Origin of the sequence: Chthonomonas calidirosea T49, from assembly GCF_000427095.1 — a bacterium.
Lineage (GTDB): Bacteria > Armatimonadota > Chthonomonadetes > Chthonomonadales > Chthonomonadaceae > Chthonomonas > Chthonomonas calidirosea.
The window spans coordinates 1,041,931-1,057,936 of record NC_021487.1; the positions used below are offsets into that span (position 1 = coordinate 1,041,931).

At 53.5% G+C, this 16,006-nt stretch carries 15 protein-coding genes; 3 read left to right on the forward strand and 12 right to left on the reverse strand.

Annotated elements, in window-relative coordinates:
- Positions 1-117: 117 nt before the first annotated feature.
- The 5 genes from pheT to infC all read right to left on the reverse strand — a co-directional run bounded on the left by pheT (position 118) and on the right by infC (position 4,713).
- A complete protein-coding gene (gene pheT / locus CCALI_RS04375; protein ID WP_016482266.1) occupies positions 118-2,223 on the reverse strand; it encodes a phenylalanine--tRNA ligase subunit beta in 2,106 nt (701 codons plus the stop codon).
- 15 nt (positions 2,224-2,238) lie between these two features.
- Positions 2,239-3,333 carry a phenylalanine--tRNA ligase subunit alpha gene (pheS, locus tag CCALI_RS04380; protein WP_016482267.1) on the reverse strand — a complete coding sequence of 365 codons (1,095 nt, stop codon included), beginning with the start codon at positions 3,331-3,333 and terminating at the stop codon, positions 2,239-2,241.
- A gap of 103 nt (positions 3,334-3,436) precedes the next feature.
- The gene (gene rplT / locus CCALI_RS04385) at positions 3,437-3,811 is read right to left on the reverse strand and encodes a 50S ribosomal protein L20 (RefSeq protein ID WP_016482268.1); all 375 of its coding nucleotides are present in this window, start codon (positions 3,809-3,811) and stop codon (positions 3,437-3,439) included.
- 53 nt (positions 3,812-3,864) lie between these two features.
- Positions 3,865-4,068: a 50S ribosomal protein L35 gene (rpmI, locus tag CCALI_RS04390; RefSeq protein ID WP_016482269.1), complete on the reverse strand. Its 204-nt coding sequence runs from the start codon at positions 4,066-4,068 to the stop codon at positions 3,865-3,867.
- A gap of 69 nt (positions 4,069-4,137) precedes the next feature.
- Positions 4,138-4,713, reverse strand: a complete 576-nt coding sequence (gene infC, locus CCALI_RS04395) for a translation initiation factor IF-3 (RefSeq protein WP_016482270.1) — start codon at positions 4,711-4,713, stop codon at positions 4,138-4,140.
- Positions 4,714-5,020: 307 nt separating this feature from the next.
- On the opposite strand from infC, the gene CCALI_RS04400 reads away from it, so the two are divergent.
- Positions 5,021-5,533, forward strand: a complete 513-nt coding sequence (locus CCALI_RS04400; protein WP_016482271.1) for a hypothetical protein — start codon at positions 5,021-5,023, stop codon at positions 5,531-5,533.
- A 96-nt stretch (positions 5,534-5,629) separates the two neighbouring features.
- On the forward strand, positions 5,630-6,544 hold the full coding sequence (locus CCALI_RS04405) for a hypothetical protein (protein ID WP_044948871.1): 915 nt from the start codon (positions 5,630-5,632) through the stop codon (positions 6,542-6,544).
- 38 nt (positions 6,545-6,582) lie between these two features.
- Here the strand turns inward: CCALI_RS04405 and CCALI_RS04410 are convergent, their stop codons facing one another.
- The gene (locus CCALI_RS04410; RefSeq protein ID WP_016482273.1) at positions 6,583-7,869 is read right to left on the reverse strand and encodes a neutral/alkaline non-lysosomal ceramidase N-terminal domain-containing protein; all 1,287 of its coding nucleotides are present in this window, start codon (positions 7,867-7,869) and stop codon (positions 6,583-6,585) included.
- A 193-nt stretch (positions 7,870-8,062) separates the two neighbouring features.
- Between CCALI_RS04410 and CCALI_RS04415 the strand changes: the two genes are divergently transcribed.
- Positions 8,063-9,022 carry a hypothetical protein gene (locus tag CCALI_RS04415; RefSeq protein WP_016482274.1) on the forward strand — a complete coding sequence of 320 codons (960 nt, stop codon included), beginning with the start codon at positions 8,063-8,065 and terminating at the stop codon, positions 9,020-9,022.
- 102 nt (positions 9,023-9,124) lie between these two features.
- Here CCALI_RS04415 and CCALI_RS04420 read toward each other — a convergent pair whose 3' ends face one another.
- From CCALI_RS04420 to CCALI_RS04445, 6 genes are all read right to left on the reverse strand, one after another.
- Positions 9,125-9,988 (reverse strand): alpha/beta hydrolase family protein, encoded by an 864-nt coding sequence (locus CCALI_RS04420; protein WP_016482275.1) that lies wholly within the window; start codon positions 9,986-9,988, stop codon positions 9,125-9,127.
- An 11-nt stretch (positions 9,989-9,999) separates the two neighbouring features.
- Positions 10,000-11,415 carry a glycine--tRNA ligase gene (locus tag CCALI_RS04425; RefSeq protein WP_016482276.1) on the reverse strand — a complete coding sequence of 472 codons (1,416 nt, stop codon included), beginning with the start codon at positions 11,413-11,415 and terminating at the stop codon, positions 10,000-10,002.
- A gap of 82 nt (positions 11,416-11,497) precedes the next feature.
- Positions 11,498-12,172, reverse strand: coding sequence for a DUF1361 domain-containing protein (locus tag CCALI_RS04430; RefSeq protein ID WP_016482277.1), 675 nt, complete (start codon positions 12,170-12,172; stop codon positions 11,498-11,500).
- Between the two features lie 21 nt (positions 12,173-12,193).
- Positions 12,194-12,403, reverse strand: a complete 210-nt coding sequence (locus CCALI_RS04435) for a hypothetical protein (RefSeq protein WP_016482278.1) — start codon at positions 12,401-12,403, stop codon at positions 12,194-12,196.
- Entirely contained in the window at positions 12,390-13,310 is a 921-nt protein-coding gene (locus tag CCALI_RS04440; RefSeq protein WP_016482279.1) for a ChaN family lipoprotein, read from the reverse strand. The genes CCALI_RS04435 and CCALI_RS04440 overlap by 14 nt, the downstream gene beginning before the upstream one ends.
- A gap of 2 nt (positions 13,311-13,312) precedes the next feature.
- A complete protein-coding gene (locus CCALI_RS04445; protein ID WP_044949814.1) occupies positions 13,313-15,988 on the reverse strand; it encodes an MGH1-like glycoside hydrolase domain-containing protein in 2,676 nt (891 codons plus the stop codon).
- Positions 15,989-16,006: the final 18 nt, after the last annotated feature.

A 16,006-nucleotide genomic window follows, 5' to 3' on the forward strand; every position in this document is an offset into this window, starting at 1 on the left:
GCTCCATCCAGAAAGGCCACATCGTGCGTTAAACCTTCCTCCATGCAAATTTTAAGACACTATGACGAGTATACAACCTTACGCACAGAAAATCAAGAATGAGCACCGCAGAGCACACTATGCAGGAAAGACAGCGCCACAACGCTCCTCCAACACGTGCCGGATACGCTCAACTGCCGTATTCACCTCAACCTCTGTCAGCGTGCCCGTCTCCGAACGAAACGTAAATGAAAGCGTTAGGCTTTTCCACCCCTCCGGCAACGGCTCGCCTGTGTAGACATCAGTGAGCCGAACGGCCTCTAGAATGGGAAGCTGCAACGTCTTGATGGCCTCATCCACCTGCTTGTAGAGCACATCTGGGGGTATGCGAGGAGCCAGATCGCGCGTTACCGCAGGAAAGCGTGACGGGGGACGATAAGGCTTATCCTCTTTGGGTAGAGCCGCCTGTAAGGCCTCCACGCTGAGTTCAAATAGATAGAGGCGCTCCCGAAGATCCAACGCCACAGCATAATCCGGAAGAAGCTCGCCGAGGATACCACCGTCAAATGCTTCATCGGTTAACCGCACTAACGCCGTGTGACGTGGGTGAAACTGCGGAAAACGCTCCGGCTGCTCAAGGGGAATGAAAGCAGCATGATCTATGCGCAACGCCTTCAGAAGTTGCTCCACAATGCCTCGCAGCAGGTAAAAATCGGCCGGTTCCGGTTTGCCATGCTGTGTCCAATCCGGCGAACACAGAGCGCCATACAATACTCCCCCAACCCTGACATACTCCTTTGGCTCCCTGGCTCCATCCGCTGTCTCTTCCCATTGCCACACACGCCCAATCTCGAAAAGTGCTAGGTTAGACTGTCCACGCGCCAGGTTGCGACGCACCGTCTCCACCAATAAGGGCAGCAGAGAGCGCCGTAAGAGGCTTACCCCCGAAGAGAGCGCGTTCCGCACCCGTACCCGCCGCGCTTCGTCGTCCAGCGCATCGAGGAGCGAAGGGCCGGACAGGCTATGGTTCATCACCTCTTGCAGCCCACAGCCCACCAAGACCGTCCGAATACGCCTCAGCAGCTTGTGCTCCTCGCTGTCTCCGCCCAACGTGGTGGTTCCTACAGGCAGCCGCTCAGGAATAGCTTCGTAGCCATGAATGCGTCCAACCTCTTCAATGAGGTCTTCCTCCAGTTTCAGATCGGGCCGAAAGGTCGGAACTTCCACCAACAACTTCTCTGCCTCGTCTTCGAGGGTAACCGTAAGACCTAGCCGTCGCAAGCAGTCCAAACAGGTTTGGGCCGATACCGGCACCCCCAGCAGCCGGGCAGCACGTGCGACCCTTAAGTCCAGTCGACGCGGTTGAATGGGACAAGGATAGATGTCCACAACCCCGGGTACGGCCTCTGGCTGACCGATTTGAGCGAGCAATTGGCAGGCCCTATCGAGAGCGCGGATCACGCCGTTAGGGTCTACAATGCGCTCAAAGCGGTAGGAGGCTTCAGTGCGAAGATTTAACTGACGGCAGGCACGACGTACCGCCAAAGAGTGGAAGTGTGCCGATTCCAACAAGATATCTGTAGTGGCATCGCCTACCTCAGAATTCGCTCCGCCCATTACACCGGCAACGGCCACGGGCCGATCGGCATCGGCGATCACCAGAATATCTGGAGATAACACGCGCTCTTCGCCATCGAGGGTTGTAATCGTCTCTCCTGCCCGCGCCCGACGCACAACAATGCACTCTCCATGAAGCTTTTTGAGGTCGAAGGCGTGAAGCGGCTGGCCCAACTCCAGCATCACGTAGTTCGTTACATCCACCACATTGTTGATAGGACGCTGTCCGGCAGCGCGCAGCCGCTCCTGCATCCACTTGGGGGAGGGACCGATGCGGACACCCCTCACGATTCGAGCAGCATAGCGCGGGCAAAGATCTGGCTCCTCTATCCTCACCGACGTCTGTTGTGCGGCCTCGCCACCGATCTGCGACGAGGGAATGGAGGGCAGGGTGAGAGGGCGATCGGTAAGCGCGGCGATCTCTCGCGCTACCCCCACCATCGAGAGGCAATCGCCGCGGTTGGGCGTGACATAGAGGTCTAAAACAGGCGCGAGAGGACTCTCGGGGGTGGGCTCTCGCTCTACCGATTCCACCTCTAAACCGCCCATTGTAAGCCGAGTCGCCAATGTTTCGGCGCTCTCTTTGATCTCCACAAAATCTTGCAACCACGCTAAAGGCGCACGCATACCCTGCTCCCTCGATTAAAACTGTTGCAAAAATCGCAGATCGTTTTCCAAATAGAGCCGCAGATCATCCACACCGGTTCGCAGCATGTGGATCCGCTCAACACCCAACCCAAAGGCGAACCCTGTATAGCGCTCGGTATCTATACCATAACGACGGAGAATGTTAGGATGGATCATGCCGGCTCCCCCTATTTCGAGCCAGCGTACATTGCCATCAGGCATTCGCCATGAGATCGCATAGTCTACCCCAGGCTCAACAAACGGAAAGAAATCGGGGCGAAAGCGCACTTGGGTATTGGGCCCGAACATCGCTCGGGCAAAGGTGCCGAGAGTGCCCTTTAGGTCGGCCATGCTGATTCCCTCGTCCACCATGAACACATCCACCTGATGAAACGTGTGGTGATGTGTTGCGTCCACAGCCTCATAGCGGAAGCAACGGCCAATGGTGGCGATGCGGAAAGGAGGAGACCGTCTCTCCATGACACGTCCCTGAATGGCCGTGGTCTGCGTGCGCAGCAGCTTGGTTTCCGTAATGAAGAACGAGTTCTGCTCATCCATGGCCGGGTGGTCTTCCGGATAGTTGAGCACGGCAAAGTTATACTGATAGTCCTCAAGCTCCGGCCCTTCGACAAACTCGTAGCCCATGCCGATCAGCGTCTCACGAATTAGCTCGGCCGTTTGGGTCAGCGGATGCAGACGTCCAAACGGCAAAGCACGACCTGGGAGAGTCACATCGAGGGTTTTGGTTTTGGAGAGTTCGCGTCTTAGATGCGCAGCCGATTCCAGCCAGAGCTGGTTGCGGATCCGCAGCTCACGCATTGGATCGGACTCTGACAACATAAGCTTGATCAGGCGGGAGTGGCGCGCCTGAACCAGGGCCGTGAGGGTCTCGACAGCTTCGTTGAGGCGGGCACCAACAAGAGGTCGCTGCTCTTTAGGTAACGTCCCTATCAAGCGTCGTAAACTGTTCAGCCCCTTATTTCGGCCTAGGTAGCGCTTTTCGACTTGTTCAAGCTCGGCTAAGTTCTGCGCGGCCTCAACGGCCGCCTGAGCCTCCTTCAATAACAACTGGATAATCTCCTCCAAGAACTGGCTAATTGGATCGCTCACGAGATGAACCTCCCAAGAAAAACGCCTCGCCTCCTGTAGCGCTTTTTGCGAAAAGGCAGGAGCGAGCGAGGCGCTTTAACGCGTTGGTAAAAAGGATACCCGATTAGGCGGCATCTCCTGCAGCGTTAAGAGCGCTCGTCGCCTGAGCGACGAGCTGTGAAAACGCCTTTGGGTCATGAACGGCCATATCGGCCAACACTTTCCGGTCGAGGGCGATGCCGAGATATCGAAGCCCCTGAATAAAACGGCAGTATTGCAGCCCTTCTGCTCGACAGGCGGCGCTGATACGCGTGATCCAGAGGCGACGAAAATCGCGTTTGCGAGCACGCCTATCTCGATAGGCGTAGTTGCCCGATTTGAGAACCTGCTCGTTGGCGGGTCGGAAAAGGCGATGTTTTGCGCCCCAATACCCTTTGGCGGCCTCGATGATCTTTTTATGGCGTTTATGAGTGATGGTGCCACGTTTCACGCGCGGCATAAAGCTTACTCCTTCCTTCTCGTTTTAGCTGGATAGGGCAGCCGCTCGCCCAATTAAAGCGCCGTGCCCAGCAAGCGCTTAATGCGCTTCCTATCCCCTTTGTAAAGCTCATCGCCGGCAAGAAGCGCCCGACGTCGGCTGCCATCTTTCTTGCGCATAAGGTGGTTTAAACCGGTTTTACCATGCAGCAACTTGCCGCTAGCCGTCTTAGTAAACCGCTTAACAGCGGTTTTTCTGCTCTTAAGTTTCGTCTTCATAGTCCCCAATATAAGGCGGTTCGCGTCAAAACCGCCATCTATGCGTTTTAGGTTGGTTCGATTCTGTTGTCAAGCACCTGTTTTAGGGCTTAAGACCATGATGAGCTGTTTGCCCTCTAAAACCGGAGGTCGCTCCACTTGCGCACAGTCGGCGAGTTGCTGGACGATTCGCTCCATCGTCTGCTTGCCGAGCTCAGGTCGCGTGATGCCACGCCCAATAAAGCGGAAGGTGACCTTCACCTTATTGCCCTCTTGCAGAAAACGAGCGATGTTTTTGACCTTGATCTGCAGATCGTGGTCGCTGATCATCCCCGAACGAGGGTCAATACGAACGTCTTTTACCTCGCCCTGCTGCCGCTGCTTCCTCTGTTGCTCCCGTTCACGCTTTGTCTGCTCATACTTAATGCGACCGTAGTCGCCGATTCTACAGACAGGAGGCTGCGCCATAGGCGCCACCTCTATCAAATCCAAGCCCTTTTCCTGGGCTAGTGCGAGCGCATCTCGCACATTCATGATTCCGAGCGCCTGGCCGTTTTCGTCTATCACGCGTACATCGCGCACACGTGTTTCCCGAGGCCCGCGCAGAATCTGCTCGTTAATACGCAGGTCTTTGTTGATGTCTGCAACCTCCGTTTCGAACCTCACCCAACACCGAGGCTGGGTGCGACGTAAAACGGCTCCCCCAAGTTATTCCCATAGAGTACGGCGTAATATACCACTCCATCACGTTTTTGTCAAGAATACCCCAACAGAGCTTCTCTTCCAAAAGTTCCCTACCGTGAAATTTTGACGCCGTGTTGCGCTCTTACCCGTCTAACCTAGGTGTGGGCAAAAGCTACGACTGGCGCAAATGAAGGAACTTGCTTTCGCAAGCGGATACCCGTCCATAAGGATGAAACACCAGAGAGGCGTTCTCATCCTAGACCCGCTCCCAGGAAAGGAGAAAGCGAAAATGGTCTTCAAACCTTCTAGCGTGTCATGGCCGATAACTGCAAAGAGACCTATAGAGAGGCTCTCTTCCATAACGCCACTGCAGCGGCGGCGCTATGCGATCCTTCTTGCCTGCACTATCCTCCTCCTCGGCCTGCTGCCCCTGATTCTCTTTAGTATGTGGCGCCTATCCCTACAACAAAACACCCTCCTTACCCGTTCTCGTAAGCTGATCGCCATGCACCCCGGCGAGAAGTATTACTGGGCTTCGCCCAACGAGCTTGTGGTCTGTAAAAATAGCATTCAAATAGGAACGACGGCACGTCAACTCATCCTTACTTCTGTTAACTACACACCTACCGACGCCACCTACGCCCTCGCAGCCAAGGGTTCTGTCTTGTTAGGCAGCCTCGTCGTGCACACGTCCTCACTATCGCCATCAATTTTCCCTGCCACGAGCCCTTCTTACGACGACTGGCCGCGCATGTTCTACAAGGTGCCTGGCAAAAACGCCGTCAGCTTCTATTATATATAGGCCATCTCTACTTACAGACTCTACCCACGCAGAAGACCGGTACCAAATGAGCAGCTTAAAGCGATCTCTTATCGAACCAGCATGGAGGCAAATACAGTGAGAACATCCGTTCTAACAACCTACTCGCAGAAGCGTATAGGCCGCAGCGCGATGCTTGTGATCTTCGCTCTACTTGCTTGCTTGGCTGGCGCACTCCTTCTTCCCCTTCTTGTTCACTCGTTTCAAAATCCTAATACCCTGCTTACACGAGCCCATGAGCTGACCTCCATCCACCCGGAAAGCGGTGAGATATACGCCTGGCTCTCGGCCGACCAGGTGGTGTTCTATCGCCAAACAGCCCCCGTCTACACCGGCGGTGTTCTCCCAATCCGAACATACGACCTCACACATCATCTAACCACTCCTGTTCCAACTAACGCGTTGCAGGCGAATCCATCACTCCTCGCGGCCCTAGGACGAAGCACCATAGAGGTGCTCACCAGCCGTGCCCAACTCGCTCTCTATCAGGCAAGTAGCCCTCTGCTGCCTTCCAATCTACATGTTCTCTTCAACACGCGCCATCAGTACGGCTTTGGAAGTCTGTTGCCTGATCTGCACATCTCTTTCTCCGTCACGCTTACCCCTCCTGCCCCTCCCATACCGCCAGGCACCACTCTCATCGGTTACGCTTCAACCGCCTCCGATTCGCGCGTCTACCTTACGCAGCAGCCTCTACCTGCGCCGATGTTCTTGAGATGGCTAAAGCGTATTTTTCCCAAACTTCCCAACCCTCAAAAAACGCTCTTCACGCTTTGGCTCTATCCGCAACATAGCGGACAGCTCCAAAAGCTGGGCGAGCTGGTGGTTAATACCCCTCCGAAACCCGCTCGATTTTTGGTTTTTCCAACCGACCCTCTTGACCTCCGCACCGTCCCTGGAGGGAAGGCCGTTAGTTTTGTTTACAACCATAGACTCTACTATTTGCCGTTACCAACGAACGCTGCGCCATCCTCCGTTTCGAACACAGAGTGAACGATGTTTGCAATTTTTGAGAGTTACGTCTTACATTTTCAAGGCCTTCGCTGCAGCTGTCCCAACATCTCGTAGACCCTTACCGTCGCCTGATTTACCAGCCTCTCACCAGCGCCCACCTCTATCCACGCTGTAGGGCCGCTGGCCCCGTACCCTCCGTACGCCGCCGCACGAATCGTTGGGAAATAGCCGAAATAGCCGTTGGCATAACCTAACAACAGGCTATCCCGGACGGGGCAGCACTCCCGCCAACTTTGTTGGAAAGCGACAAAGGGCTCGCCGGGGATGGTCATCAGCGCTAATCGCTTTCCAATGAGCACGGTGGTAAGAGGTACTCGGCTCTCCTGCTCCATGCGAGGATTAAACCAGCGAGCGAACTCCTCACCAAAGCTCTTAATAGCCGCTCGCCACGCTGAAGGCCGATATCGAGGTCGAAAGCGCAGGACCTCCTCTGTGCAGCCGATAGTGGTATCCTCCCAAATCTCGGTTCGAACGCCGCTTGCCACCCGTATCACCTCTTCTCCCAACCGTAAACCTGTCCAGTCCCGTAGCTTTATCTCGTTCTCCAACGGTGGAAGGTGCGCATAGTAGGGGTTGATGTCCCCCGTGGCTCCCTGAAGGAAGAAGCAGATCGGCTTGTTGTCAAACGCTTCGCGAACCATCCGCACGGTGACCCCAGGAAAATCGGCGGAATAGTTGAGGTTCACCGCATCCAAAACGACGGGATGACAGGCATGGTGTGCCAGAATTGCCAGTGGTTCACCATCATAGGTATCCAACCGAAGAACCGTAACGGTGGGATCTACAGGAGCGGTCGGAATCCGTTGTGGGTTGCTAGAGAACCAAATAACCGTACCATCTGGCTCTATCCTAAGTCGGTTATGACCGATAAAGGCGCGCCCATAGCCTATTCCAAGTCGCACCGGTTGCAGCCCTTTGACTGCCGTGTCTGTCGCCTGCACTATCTGCTCTAAAGCTGTCTGTTCCCATGGAGGCGTGCCGCCTGTGTACTCTTCCTGAATCACCGGTCCGGAATGAGTATGGGTCGCCGCGACAATAAGATAGTTAATTCCGCAACGCGTCCTCAACGCTCCTCTTAATTGCGCCAGGGAGGTCGCTCCAAACGTTCTTCCTAGGTCAAGCGATATCAAAGCGAGCCGCCTTAAGCCAGACTCCAGCACCAGCACGCGCGCATAGAGCGGATCGAGCACCCCCTGTGCAGGTTCTTTTCTCGCTGCGTAGCCCCACATCGGCAACCCTATTGGCGGCGTAATATCTCTCTCGGCCACACCTGCCTTCAGATCAGCAACGCCCCTCCTTCTCATTTTTCCTGCACCTCACCGATTTTTTGTTGTGGTGATTAGATTTCGGTGGAATACTCCGTTTCTCCTGTTCCAGCATCATCTTTGTTTTACACAAGTTGTCACGATCTTCCCCATAAGGCGTTTTTTGTGGCTAAGATGCGTTCTGCTTTATGTTATTAGGGGCGCATGTATATCCATTCAACGGAGACTCCAAATGAAGCCCTCTTATGTCGTGCAGCTTATCGGCCTTTTAAGCTTTATAGCCGTTAGCTTCGCGCCTTGCGCGTCTGCTGCTGATATCAAGCTCACAAAAGACATCGACCCACAAGCTCTCCTTCTCCTCCAAAAACTGCAAGATACCTACTCGCATTGCACCGCCTGTTGCCTACAGGAGAAAACGTTCGCAACCAATGAGCCTAACAAAGGCAAATCCCAAACAAGTGTCGGCATGAACACCTATCTTTTCCGTGCACCCGATTACCTCTACTGCCTACGCGAACTTCCTGCAGATAAGAACTATCCGGCCGATCACATTCTGTTCTTTGTAGATGGCGAATCGCTCTACGCTCTATCCTACAATCACTCCGACCACTACGTAAAAATGCCGCTCACAGCCGATCAAAAACAGCGGACGGCCTTGCCGCAACTCGTTGATACGGCCGATTCCCCACTCCTCGACCTCTTAGCGGGCTCTGCTGTCAGCGATCTCAGCGATCTCATAGAAATAGACAAAGGTCTGTTCTCGGCGCCTTATAGATTTCTATCATCATTTGCTTCATCCGATGTGTCCGGTATTGAATCGTTAAAAGTTGTTTCAAGCACACCTAAACAGAGCGTAGTGGATTTTTATATCACTCTCACGCTTACTCAATCGAAGCGGACGGGACATGTGACAATGGAGTGGAAGTTTTATCTCACTACCGAGCCCTCGGGCCAGACGCTGCTCACCCGCTACGAAAAGAACCTGCGAATAGACAATTTTAATGCCCATGGTGTCGAAGCATCTATGAGTGCAACAGTGACTAACATTTTCTTCTCCAACAGCACCGATGAGGGCTATCTCTGGCTCGCCTTCGCGCCTCCCCAAGGTGCAAAAGAACAGGACGCACCGGCCGGAACTAGTCTCGACGCGATCGACAAGCAGATCGGGTGGAACGATTTTAGCGACCCTTAAGCGTGGTGCGTAGAAAACCTCATTGAACAGCTCAAGCGCTTTCACTCCCAAGCTTCTCAGCCCGCTCTAAGGTGCGCTCAGTTCTCCAGGAAAGGCGTAAGCCTAGTTGGTTATCAGCTGAACTCCGGTAAGCCTTGGCGGAAGAGGTTGGTGGTGCGCTTTCAATGCGTCTAAGAACGCAGTTACCAGGGTAACTACGACCGATTCGGTTTTGACCGCCCCTAAACCATAGCCAGCAAAGTTCATGTGATTACTTCCTTTGATAACAGCCAGCCAGTTCCCCGCGCTTGGGAGACCCTCAAAAGCCTTCATGCGCCAGTGATAGTCTCCTTCTAACCCTTCATCTTGGGTTCCCGTGATCATCAAAATCGGTGACCTAATGGTTTCAGACGATCTCGCAGGAAAGATCACCCCCGGTCCATGGGGAGAGAGCGCGACATAGGCATCGAACCCTCCCTGAGGATGTAAATGAAACTTATTTTGGGCTCCTGCCTCCAACTGAACCGTAATGGCTCCCATAGAGTGGCCGATGAGGGCCTTGAAGGAAGGGTGGACCTTCTTCTGTACCCACTGAAGAGCTGCCGCGATATCCTCAAACCGAGCTGTGTAGTTTTGAGGATTGTTCACTATCTCAGCTAGTCCATCGCGCAAGCCCTTCGCACGAACCGCTTTCGCTAAGGCTTGAGGGCCACTTTCCGGATGCTCCACAACAACAGCCAACCACCCATCTTTACTAAGAGCCTCTCCTAGGTAGCTATACCCGCGCTCTGTGCCCCCGGCGCCAGGCGAGATAATGGCCACGGCTGGATCCTTTGTATCGCTCGGCTCATAAACCATAAGCGCAAGGATACGGCCATCGGAGCGCTTTACATGAACCAATGTCTGCGCTCTAGCCGCCATGGAGTTTAGCAGCATAAAGTTCGTGGTTAGTAGGAGTGTAAGGCTTGCTAGAAAAGTTGCACGCATGTCGAACCTTGTTAACCTTTCTTCGGCATAATGCGCTCTCGAATATAGTTGTACAACTCTTTAATTGGAACGCGCTCTTGCTTCATAGTATCTCGATCGCGCACCGTCACCGTATCTTTTAGGCCATTATCCTCCGCCCGTCCTATTGTGTCGAAATCCACCGTCACGCAAAACGGTGTGCCGATCTCATCCTGTCGGCGATAGAGCTTCCCAATGCCTGCTGTATCGTCGTAGACCGTACGAAACTCGCCCGCCTCTTGCAACATTCGCTTAATACGCTTGGCAGTCTCTACGATCTGCGGTTCGTTCTTCTTTAAAGGAAGCACGGCCACCTTTATTGGGGCTAAGGCCGGTTTAAGTCGCAGCACCACACGCGTTTCTCCGTTATCCAGGCGCTCCTCGTCGTAGGCCTCACATAAAATGGCCAAAACCCCACGATCTACTCCCGCTGAAGGTTCGATAACATAGGGCACGATATGCCGATTGCTTGCCTGGTCAAAGTAGGTGAGACGCTCCGTGGAGTGCTCGTTTTTCTTAACCTTTGCGGTGATCTGAAGCTTATCTTGGTCGCGGGTGTGCGAGCCGAGATCGAAATCGGTGCGATTGGCGATTCCCTCAAGCTCTTCGGTTCCGATGGGATAGCGATACATAATATCCACCGTCCGCTTTGAGTAGTGGGCAAGCTCATGAGGAGGCACCTCATAGAGTGAGAGGCGATCTGGGCTAAGGCCGCACACCTTAATCCACCACTCCAAATGGTCTTTAATGAAGGCCTCATGAATAGCCTCATCTTCCCCAGGACGGCAGAAGTACTCTATCTCCATCTGCTCGAATTCACGGGTGCGGAACACGAAGTTACGCGGGGTTACCTCATTGCGGAATGCTTTGCCGATCTGTGCAACACCAAAAGGCAGTTTGCGGCCGGTGGAGTCAAGTACATTTTTGAAGTTAATGAAAATACCTTGTGCGGTTTCAGGGCGCAAATAGGCGAAAGACTCTGGGTCCGGCACCGGCCCTACCTGCGTTTTAAACATCATATTAAACGGCCGTGGCTCGGTAAGCTCGCCCTCGCATTCACCGGGATGAAGTTTCGGGTGCTTTAAACAGCTAGCCTCCTGCAACTTGTCGGCGCGAAAGCGGCCTTTACAGAGCTTGCAGTCCACAAGAGGGTCTACAAAGGTATCTTCATGACCGGAGTAGTACCAGACCCACCTATTCATAAGAATAGCCGAATCTAGGCCCTCCATATCGTCTCGGTCGTACACATTGTGCTGCCACCAGAGACGCTTAAGATTATTTTTTAACTCTACCCCTAAGGGACCGTAGTCGAAAGTTCCTTGTAGTCCTCCATATATCTCGCTTCCGGGGAAAATGAAACCTCGTCGTTTACACAACGATACGATCTGGTCTAAGGTCTGCGCAGCCATGATAGGTATGCAAAATTCCTTTCTAAGGAGAACTCGTGGCAGTATGTTTTACCTCAATTTGGGGCAGATACTGTCCTCTTTCTCATCCCTTGCCAAGCTTGTAGGAATCGCTGCCAGAGGAACGCCGCCGAAACCGCATGAGCACCCCATCGAACCAGGCATCCACAATCTCATAAAGTATCCAAAGCAGAATCGCAAAAACGAGTATCACCTTGAGAAGCGCAGGGGTCTGAAACACGTGAACGATGCTGAACCAAACCGCCTTTGGATGCAACGCCACCTCCCAAGAGTTAAGTCGCACGACGAGCCCCAAATAGACGCCCAAGGAGATCAGAAGAAAAAAGGGCACAGCAAAGAAGCCGGGCTGCAGGCGTGCCTGACGCAGAACGCACGCAACCGGCCGAATCGCCAAAGCATAACAGAGGATACCATAGCCGCTGTAGAGAAGGAAGAAGAACCCGAGCTTTGCTACCTGCAACTGCTGCCGCGGCGTTATCGCGGTATCTCGCAATTGCACCAGAGGGCTATCTGTGAAGAAGTGCCTCCATTCGGTAAGCAAATAACAGGTATTGGGCAGAAACACTAGCCATAAGAGGCACAGAGGAACAAAAATAAGAACCCAAAAAAAAGCCGCCAGGCCACGCCGCATCACACGCCGCTGTTTAAACCAACCGGCTAATAGAAAGCCTAAAACAACGGGTATAGTCGCTAGCGTGAGGTTATAAAGAACATAAGGCGGTGATTGCAGGGAATGCATCGCGTCTTTTATACTCCTCCTCTATGGCTCTTTAGGCGGAGAGGGCATGTCTCGAAAAAGCTGATAGCCCAACCGTAAGAGCACAAAACCGCACAGAACGAACAGCCAGGCCACTAACTGCCCCTCAAAAACACCAAAAAGCCCCCCGATGAGCCATAGCCCTCCGATGCTTAAGACACAACCGCCCCACAGCTTTTTCAGCCGATTGGGTTTGGCCTTAGGGTGCGGCATCGGTGTTCGCCGTTCCCTCCTTCGGATAGGTAAGAATTACGAAATCGCCCGCCTGTAGCGCAGACGCCTCTGGGACGTCGTGCGTTCGCATTTTCTGTATCGAGATCACTACGATCTTCAGCCGAGGACGCAGCTGTTTAACACGATCTACAATGCCCCACCCATAATCGCTATGCATTCGTCCGTTGATCTGCAGAAGATGGATCCTGGGATGCCGATCGTGAAAGCGGACCAACGAGTCCGCCATCGTCGCGTCCCAAAGCGCCTGTGCCTCCTTCATATGCTGCAAGGTAGGCATGGCGGGATCGGCCATATTCTGCCCTTCATGCGCCGGCCCTAAAACAGTATCCAGCGCCTTGGAGTAGCCCTCCGGTAGCTGCATGGAGTAGGGTAAGGGAGGTAAGAAGACCTTCGAGGCTTTTGGAAGCCTTTCCAGTGCCTGCATACCCTCTCGACTCACTAAATTCACGTACCTACGGGGCGCATTGGCGGCAAGCACCGGTAGACCATGTGTCTTACAAAACTCTACCAATGGCCGATAGTCCGTTTTATAGTTTGGCCAGGGGCGACTGCACGCCAGAAACTGCGGCTCCGTGATAAACCCCTGCAGATACTCATCGAGCGGTAACTGCACGTCGCGCTCGAACATCTCTAAAGAGAGGGCAAGCTGTGGATGCGCTTTATAGAGATCCTCGAGTATTTGTAACTCTAATAGATGGGCTTGAGGGTCATCGTGCTCTTCACCGACGAACACAATATCTGCTGTAACCAACTGCTGTAACATCTGAGACAAAGTACAAGGCTTCCCGCTAGCGTAGACGATATCGTTCGTGGTCTGCGACAAAGCCCTTCCCTCATAACCTATGCTAAGCAAGGCAATAAGCATGAAACACAAGAAAATGCGCATCGCTAGGCTCCACTTTGCTCAATTAGCTTGGCAATAAGGCCTGTCCACCCTGTCTGGTGGCTGGCACCAAGCCCTTTACCTGTATCCCCATGAAAATATTCATGGAAGGGAATGTAGTCTTTCCAATTCGGGTCGGTCTGAAAAGTTTCGTTGTCGCCAAACACGGCGCGTCGCCCGTTCCCGTCCCTTAGGAAGATGTGCACCAGGCGATGAGAAAGCTCCGTAGCTACCTCCCATAGAGTCATCTGGTTGCCACTGCCTGTGGGGCATTCGACCTTGAACGAGTCGCGGAAATAGTAGTCAAAACGTTGCAAGGCTTCGATAATGAGGTAGTTGATGGGGAACCAAATAGGCCCGCGCCAGTTGGAGTTGCCTCCAAACAAGGTTGTTCGTGATTCCGCCGGCTCATAGTCTACCGACCGTATCTCCTGATTGAGATTGAGCACATACGGGTGCTGCTCATGATACTTGCTCACGCTCCGGATACCATAATCGCTCAAGAACTCGTTGGGGTCCAGCATTCGGCGCAGCACCTCTACCAACCGCTCTGGGCGCACAAGCGCTAGCAGTCGTCTATCTTGATCTCCCTTGACATGGAGATGACATACAAGGCTAGCTAGCTCAGGGTGCTTCTCCAAAAACCATTCGGCCCTCTCACGAAACTCAGACATTCGCTTCAGATCCTCATCCTCAATTGTCTCCACGGCGAGGATCGGAATGAGCCCCACGAGAGAGCGAGCTCGCAAAGGAATGGCCGTGCCGTCGGGCATGCGGAGCACGTCATAGAAAAAGTGGTCTTGCTCATCCCAAAGCGATATTCCCGAATCGCCGATATTGTTGATGGCGCCGGCGATAAAGAGGAAATGCTCGAAAAATTTGATGGCCATATCCTCATAGGCAGGGTCGTCCCGAGCCAGCTCCACGGCAATGGCAAACATAGAGAGGCAGAAGAAGCCCATCCAGGCCGTTCCATCTGACTGCTCGAGTGTCTCTCCGCTTGGCAAGGGAGCGTTGCGGTCAAACACCCCGATGTTGTCCATTCCTAAAAAACCACCCTGGAAGACGTTCCGGCCTTCAGGGTCTTTGCGATTGACCCACCAGGTAAAGTTCAATAAAAGCTTGTGAAAGATACGCTCAAGGAAATGGAGATCGGCCTTTCCTGTCAGCCGGTGTTCGATGCGATAGACTCTCAGGGCAGCCCATGCGTGCACGGGGGGATTTACGTCGTTAAAGTTCCACTCATAGGCAGGTAACTGTCCGTTGGGGTGCATCGCCCATTCGCGACAAAGAAGGATCAGCTGTCGCTTGGCGAAAGCGGGGTCAATCAGCGCAAAGACGATACAGTGAAAGGCGAGGTCCCAGGCAGCATACCAGGGATACTCCCAAGTGTCGGGCATAGAGAACACATCGAAATTATCGAGGTGCCTCCAATCATGATTACGTCCGCTCTTGCGCTGCGGCGGTGGTGGCGGAAAGCCGGGGTCCCCATCTAGCCAGGTAGCCACGTTGTAGTGGTAGAACTGCTTGCTCCACAACATGCCGGCAAAAGCTTGGCGCTGGATGTTTTGCAGATCTTCGGAAGCGCCGTCGGGCACGTAGGCCGCATAGAAATCGTCTGCCTCCTGTTTACGTGTTCTGAAAATCCGCTCGAAAGAGACTCCAAGTGGCTCAGATATCGTGGACCAACGGGTAAGCCTCAAACGCACCTCGCATGTTTCACCCGCTCCTATCGTGAGGCGGTAACAGGCAGCCGCTTTTGTGCCCGTCTTTTCCGGATTGACAGCCTCAGACCGGCCCTGCACAATATAATCGTTGATACCATCCTTCACGTAGGGGGACGAATTGTTGACGCTAGGCCCATAGAGGCGCTGATAGTTGGTTTCATTATTGGTAAAAAGTAGCTCAGGTCCGCTCGAAATGCTCTGGCATAAAAGCCACATCTCTCCAATAATGGGGTGCTCCGCCCTAATCGCTTTGATCGCCTCAGCTTTTCCAGCAGGGTTTTCCGGCTGTGCAGCGGTTAAATTGGGCACAGGTGTGTGTTCACCCCAAATCCATGTATTGCGAAACCAGAGAGTGGGTAATAAGGTGAGAGGAGCCGCTTCCGGCCCTCGATTCACCACGGTTATTCGAATCAAGATGTCCTCAGGAGCTTCTTTAGCGTACTCAACGAATACATCGAAATAGCGGTTCTCATTGAAGATGCCTGTGTCAAAAAGCTCGTATTCAGGGTCTTCTTTTGTTTTGCGTGCGTTTTCATCAATAAGCTGTTGATAAGGATAAGCGGCTTGCGGATATTTATATAGAGCTTTCATGTAGGAGTGGGTGGGTGTGTTATCTAGAAAAAAGTAGTACTCCTTCACATCCTCTCCATGGTTGCCTTGATTGCCGGTAAGGCCAAAAAGCCGCTCTTTGAGGATAGGGTCCTTGTGATTCCAAAGAGCTAGGGCGAAGCAAAGATACTGACCACGATCGCAGATACCCAAAAGCCCATCCTCGTTCCACCGGTAGGCCTTTGAGCGGGCGTGGTCGTGTGGAAAGTACTCCCATGCGCTTCCATCGGGGCTATAATCCTCCCGCACGGTTCCCCATGCCCTTTCCGCAAGATAAGGCCCCCAGCGCTTCCAGTCCGCCGTGTGCAAGTTTGTCTGGTGCAGGCGCATCTCTTCGTCGTTCATTCCTCGCTCCTCTAGATC

Bases quoted from the DNA above. Each gene is read 5' to 3' on its own strand.
- CCALI_RS04430 (WP_016482277.1), bottom strand. From the start codon at position 12,172: ATGCATTCCCTGCAATCACCGCCTTATGTTCTTTATAACCTCACGCTA.
- CCALI_RS04435 (WP_016482278.1), bottom strand. From the start codon at position 12,403: ATGCCGCACCCTAAGGCCAAACCCAATCGGCTGAAAAAGCTGTGGGGC.
- CCALI_RS04410 (WP_016482273.1), bottom strand. From the start codon at position 7,869: ATGAGAAGGAGGGGCGTTGCTGATCTGAAGGCAGGTGTGGCCGAGAGA.
- CCALI_RS04420 (WP_016482275.1), bottom strand. From the start codon at position 9,988: ATGCGTGCAACTTTTCTAGCAAGCCTTACACTCCTACTAACCACGAAC.
- CCALI_RS04425 (WP_016482276.1), bottom strand. From the start codon at position 11,415: ATGGCTGCGCAGACCTTAGACCAGATCGTATCGTTGTGTAAACGACGA.
- pheT (WP_016482266.1), bottom strand. From the start codon at position 2,223: ATGCGTGCGCCTTTAGCGTGGTTGCAAGATTTTGTGGAGATCAAAGAG.
- CCALI_RS04445 (WP_044949814.1), bottom strand. From the start codon at position 15,988: ATGAACGACGAAGAGATGCGCCTGCACCAGACAAACTTGCACACGGCG.
- CCALI_RS04415 (WP_016482274.1), top strand. From the start codon at position 8,063: ATGAAGCCCTCTTATGTCGTGCAGCTTATCGGCCTTTTAAGCTTTATA.
- rplT (WP_016482268.1), bottom strand. From the start codon at position 3,811: ATGCCGCGCGTGAAACGTGGCACCATCACTCATAAACGCCATAAAAAG.
- CCALI_RS04440 (WP_016482279.1), bottom strand. From the start codon at position 13,310: ATGCGCATTTTCTTGTGTTTCATGCTTATTGCCTTGCTTAGCATAGGT.
- CCALI_RS04400 (WP_016482271.1), top strand. From the start codon at position 5,021: ATGGTCTTCAAACCTTCTAGCGTGTCATGGCCGATAACTGCAAAGAGA.
- rpmI (WP_016482269.1), bottom strand. From the start codon at position 4,068: ATGAAGACGAAACTTAAGAGCAGAAAAACCGCTGTTAAGCGGTTTACT.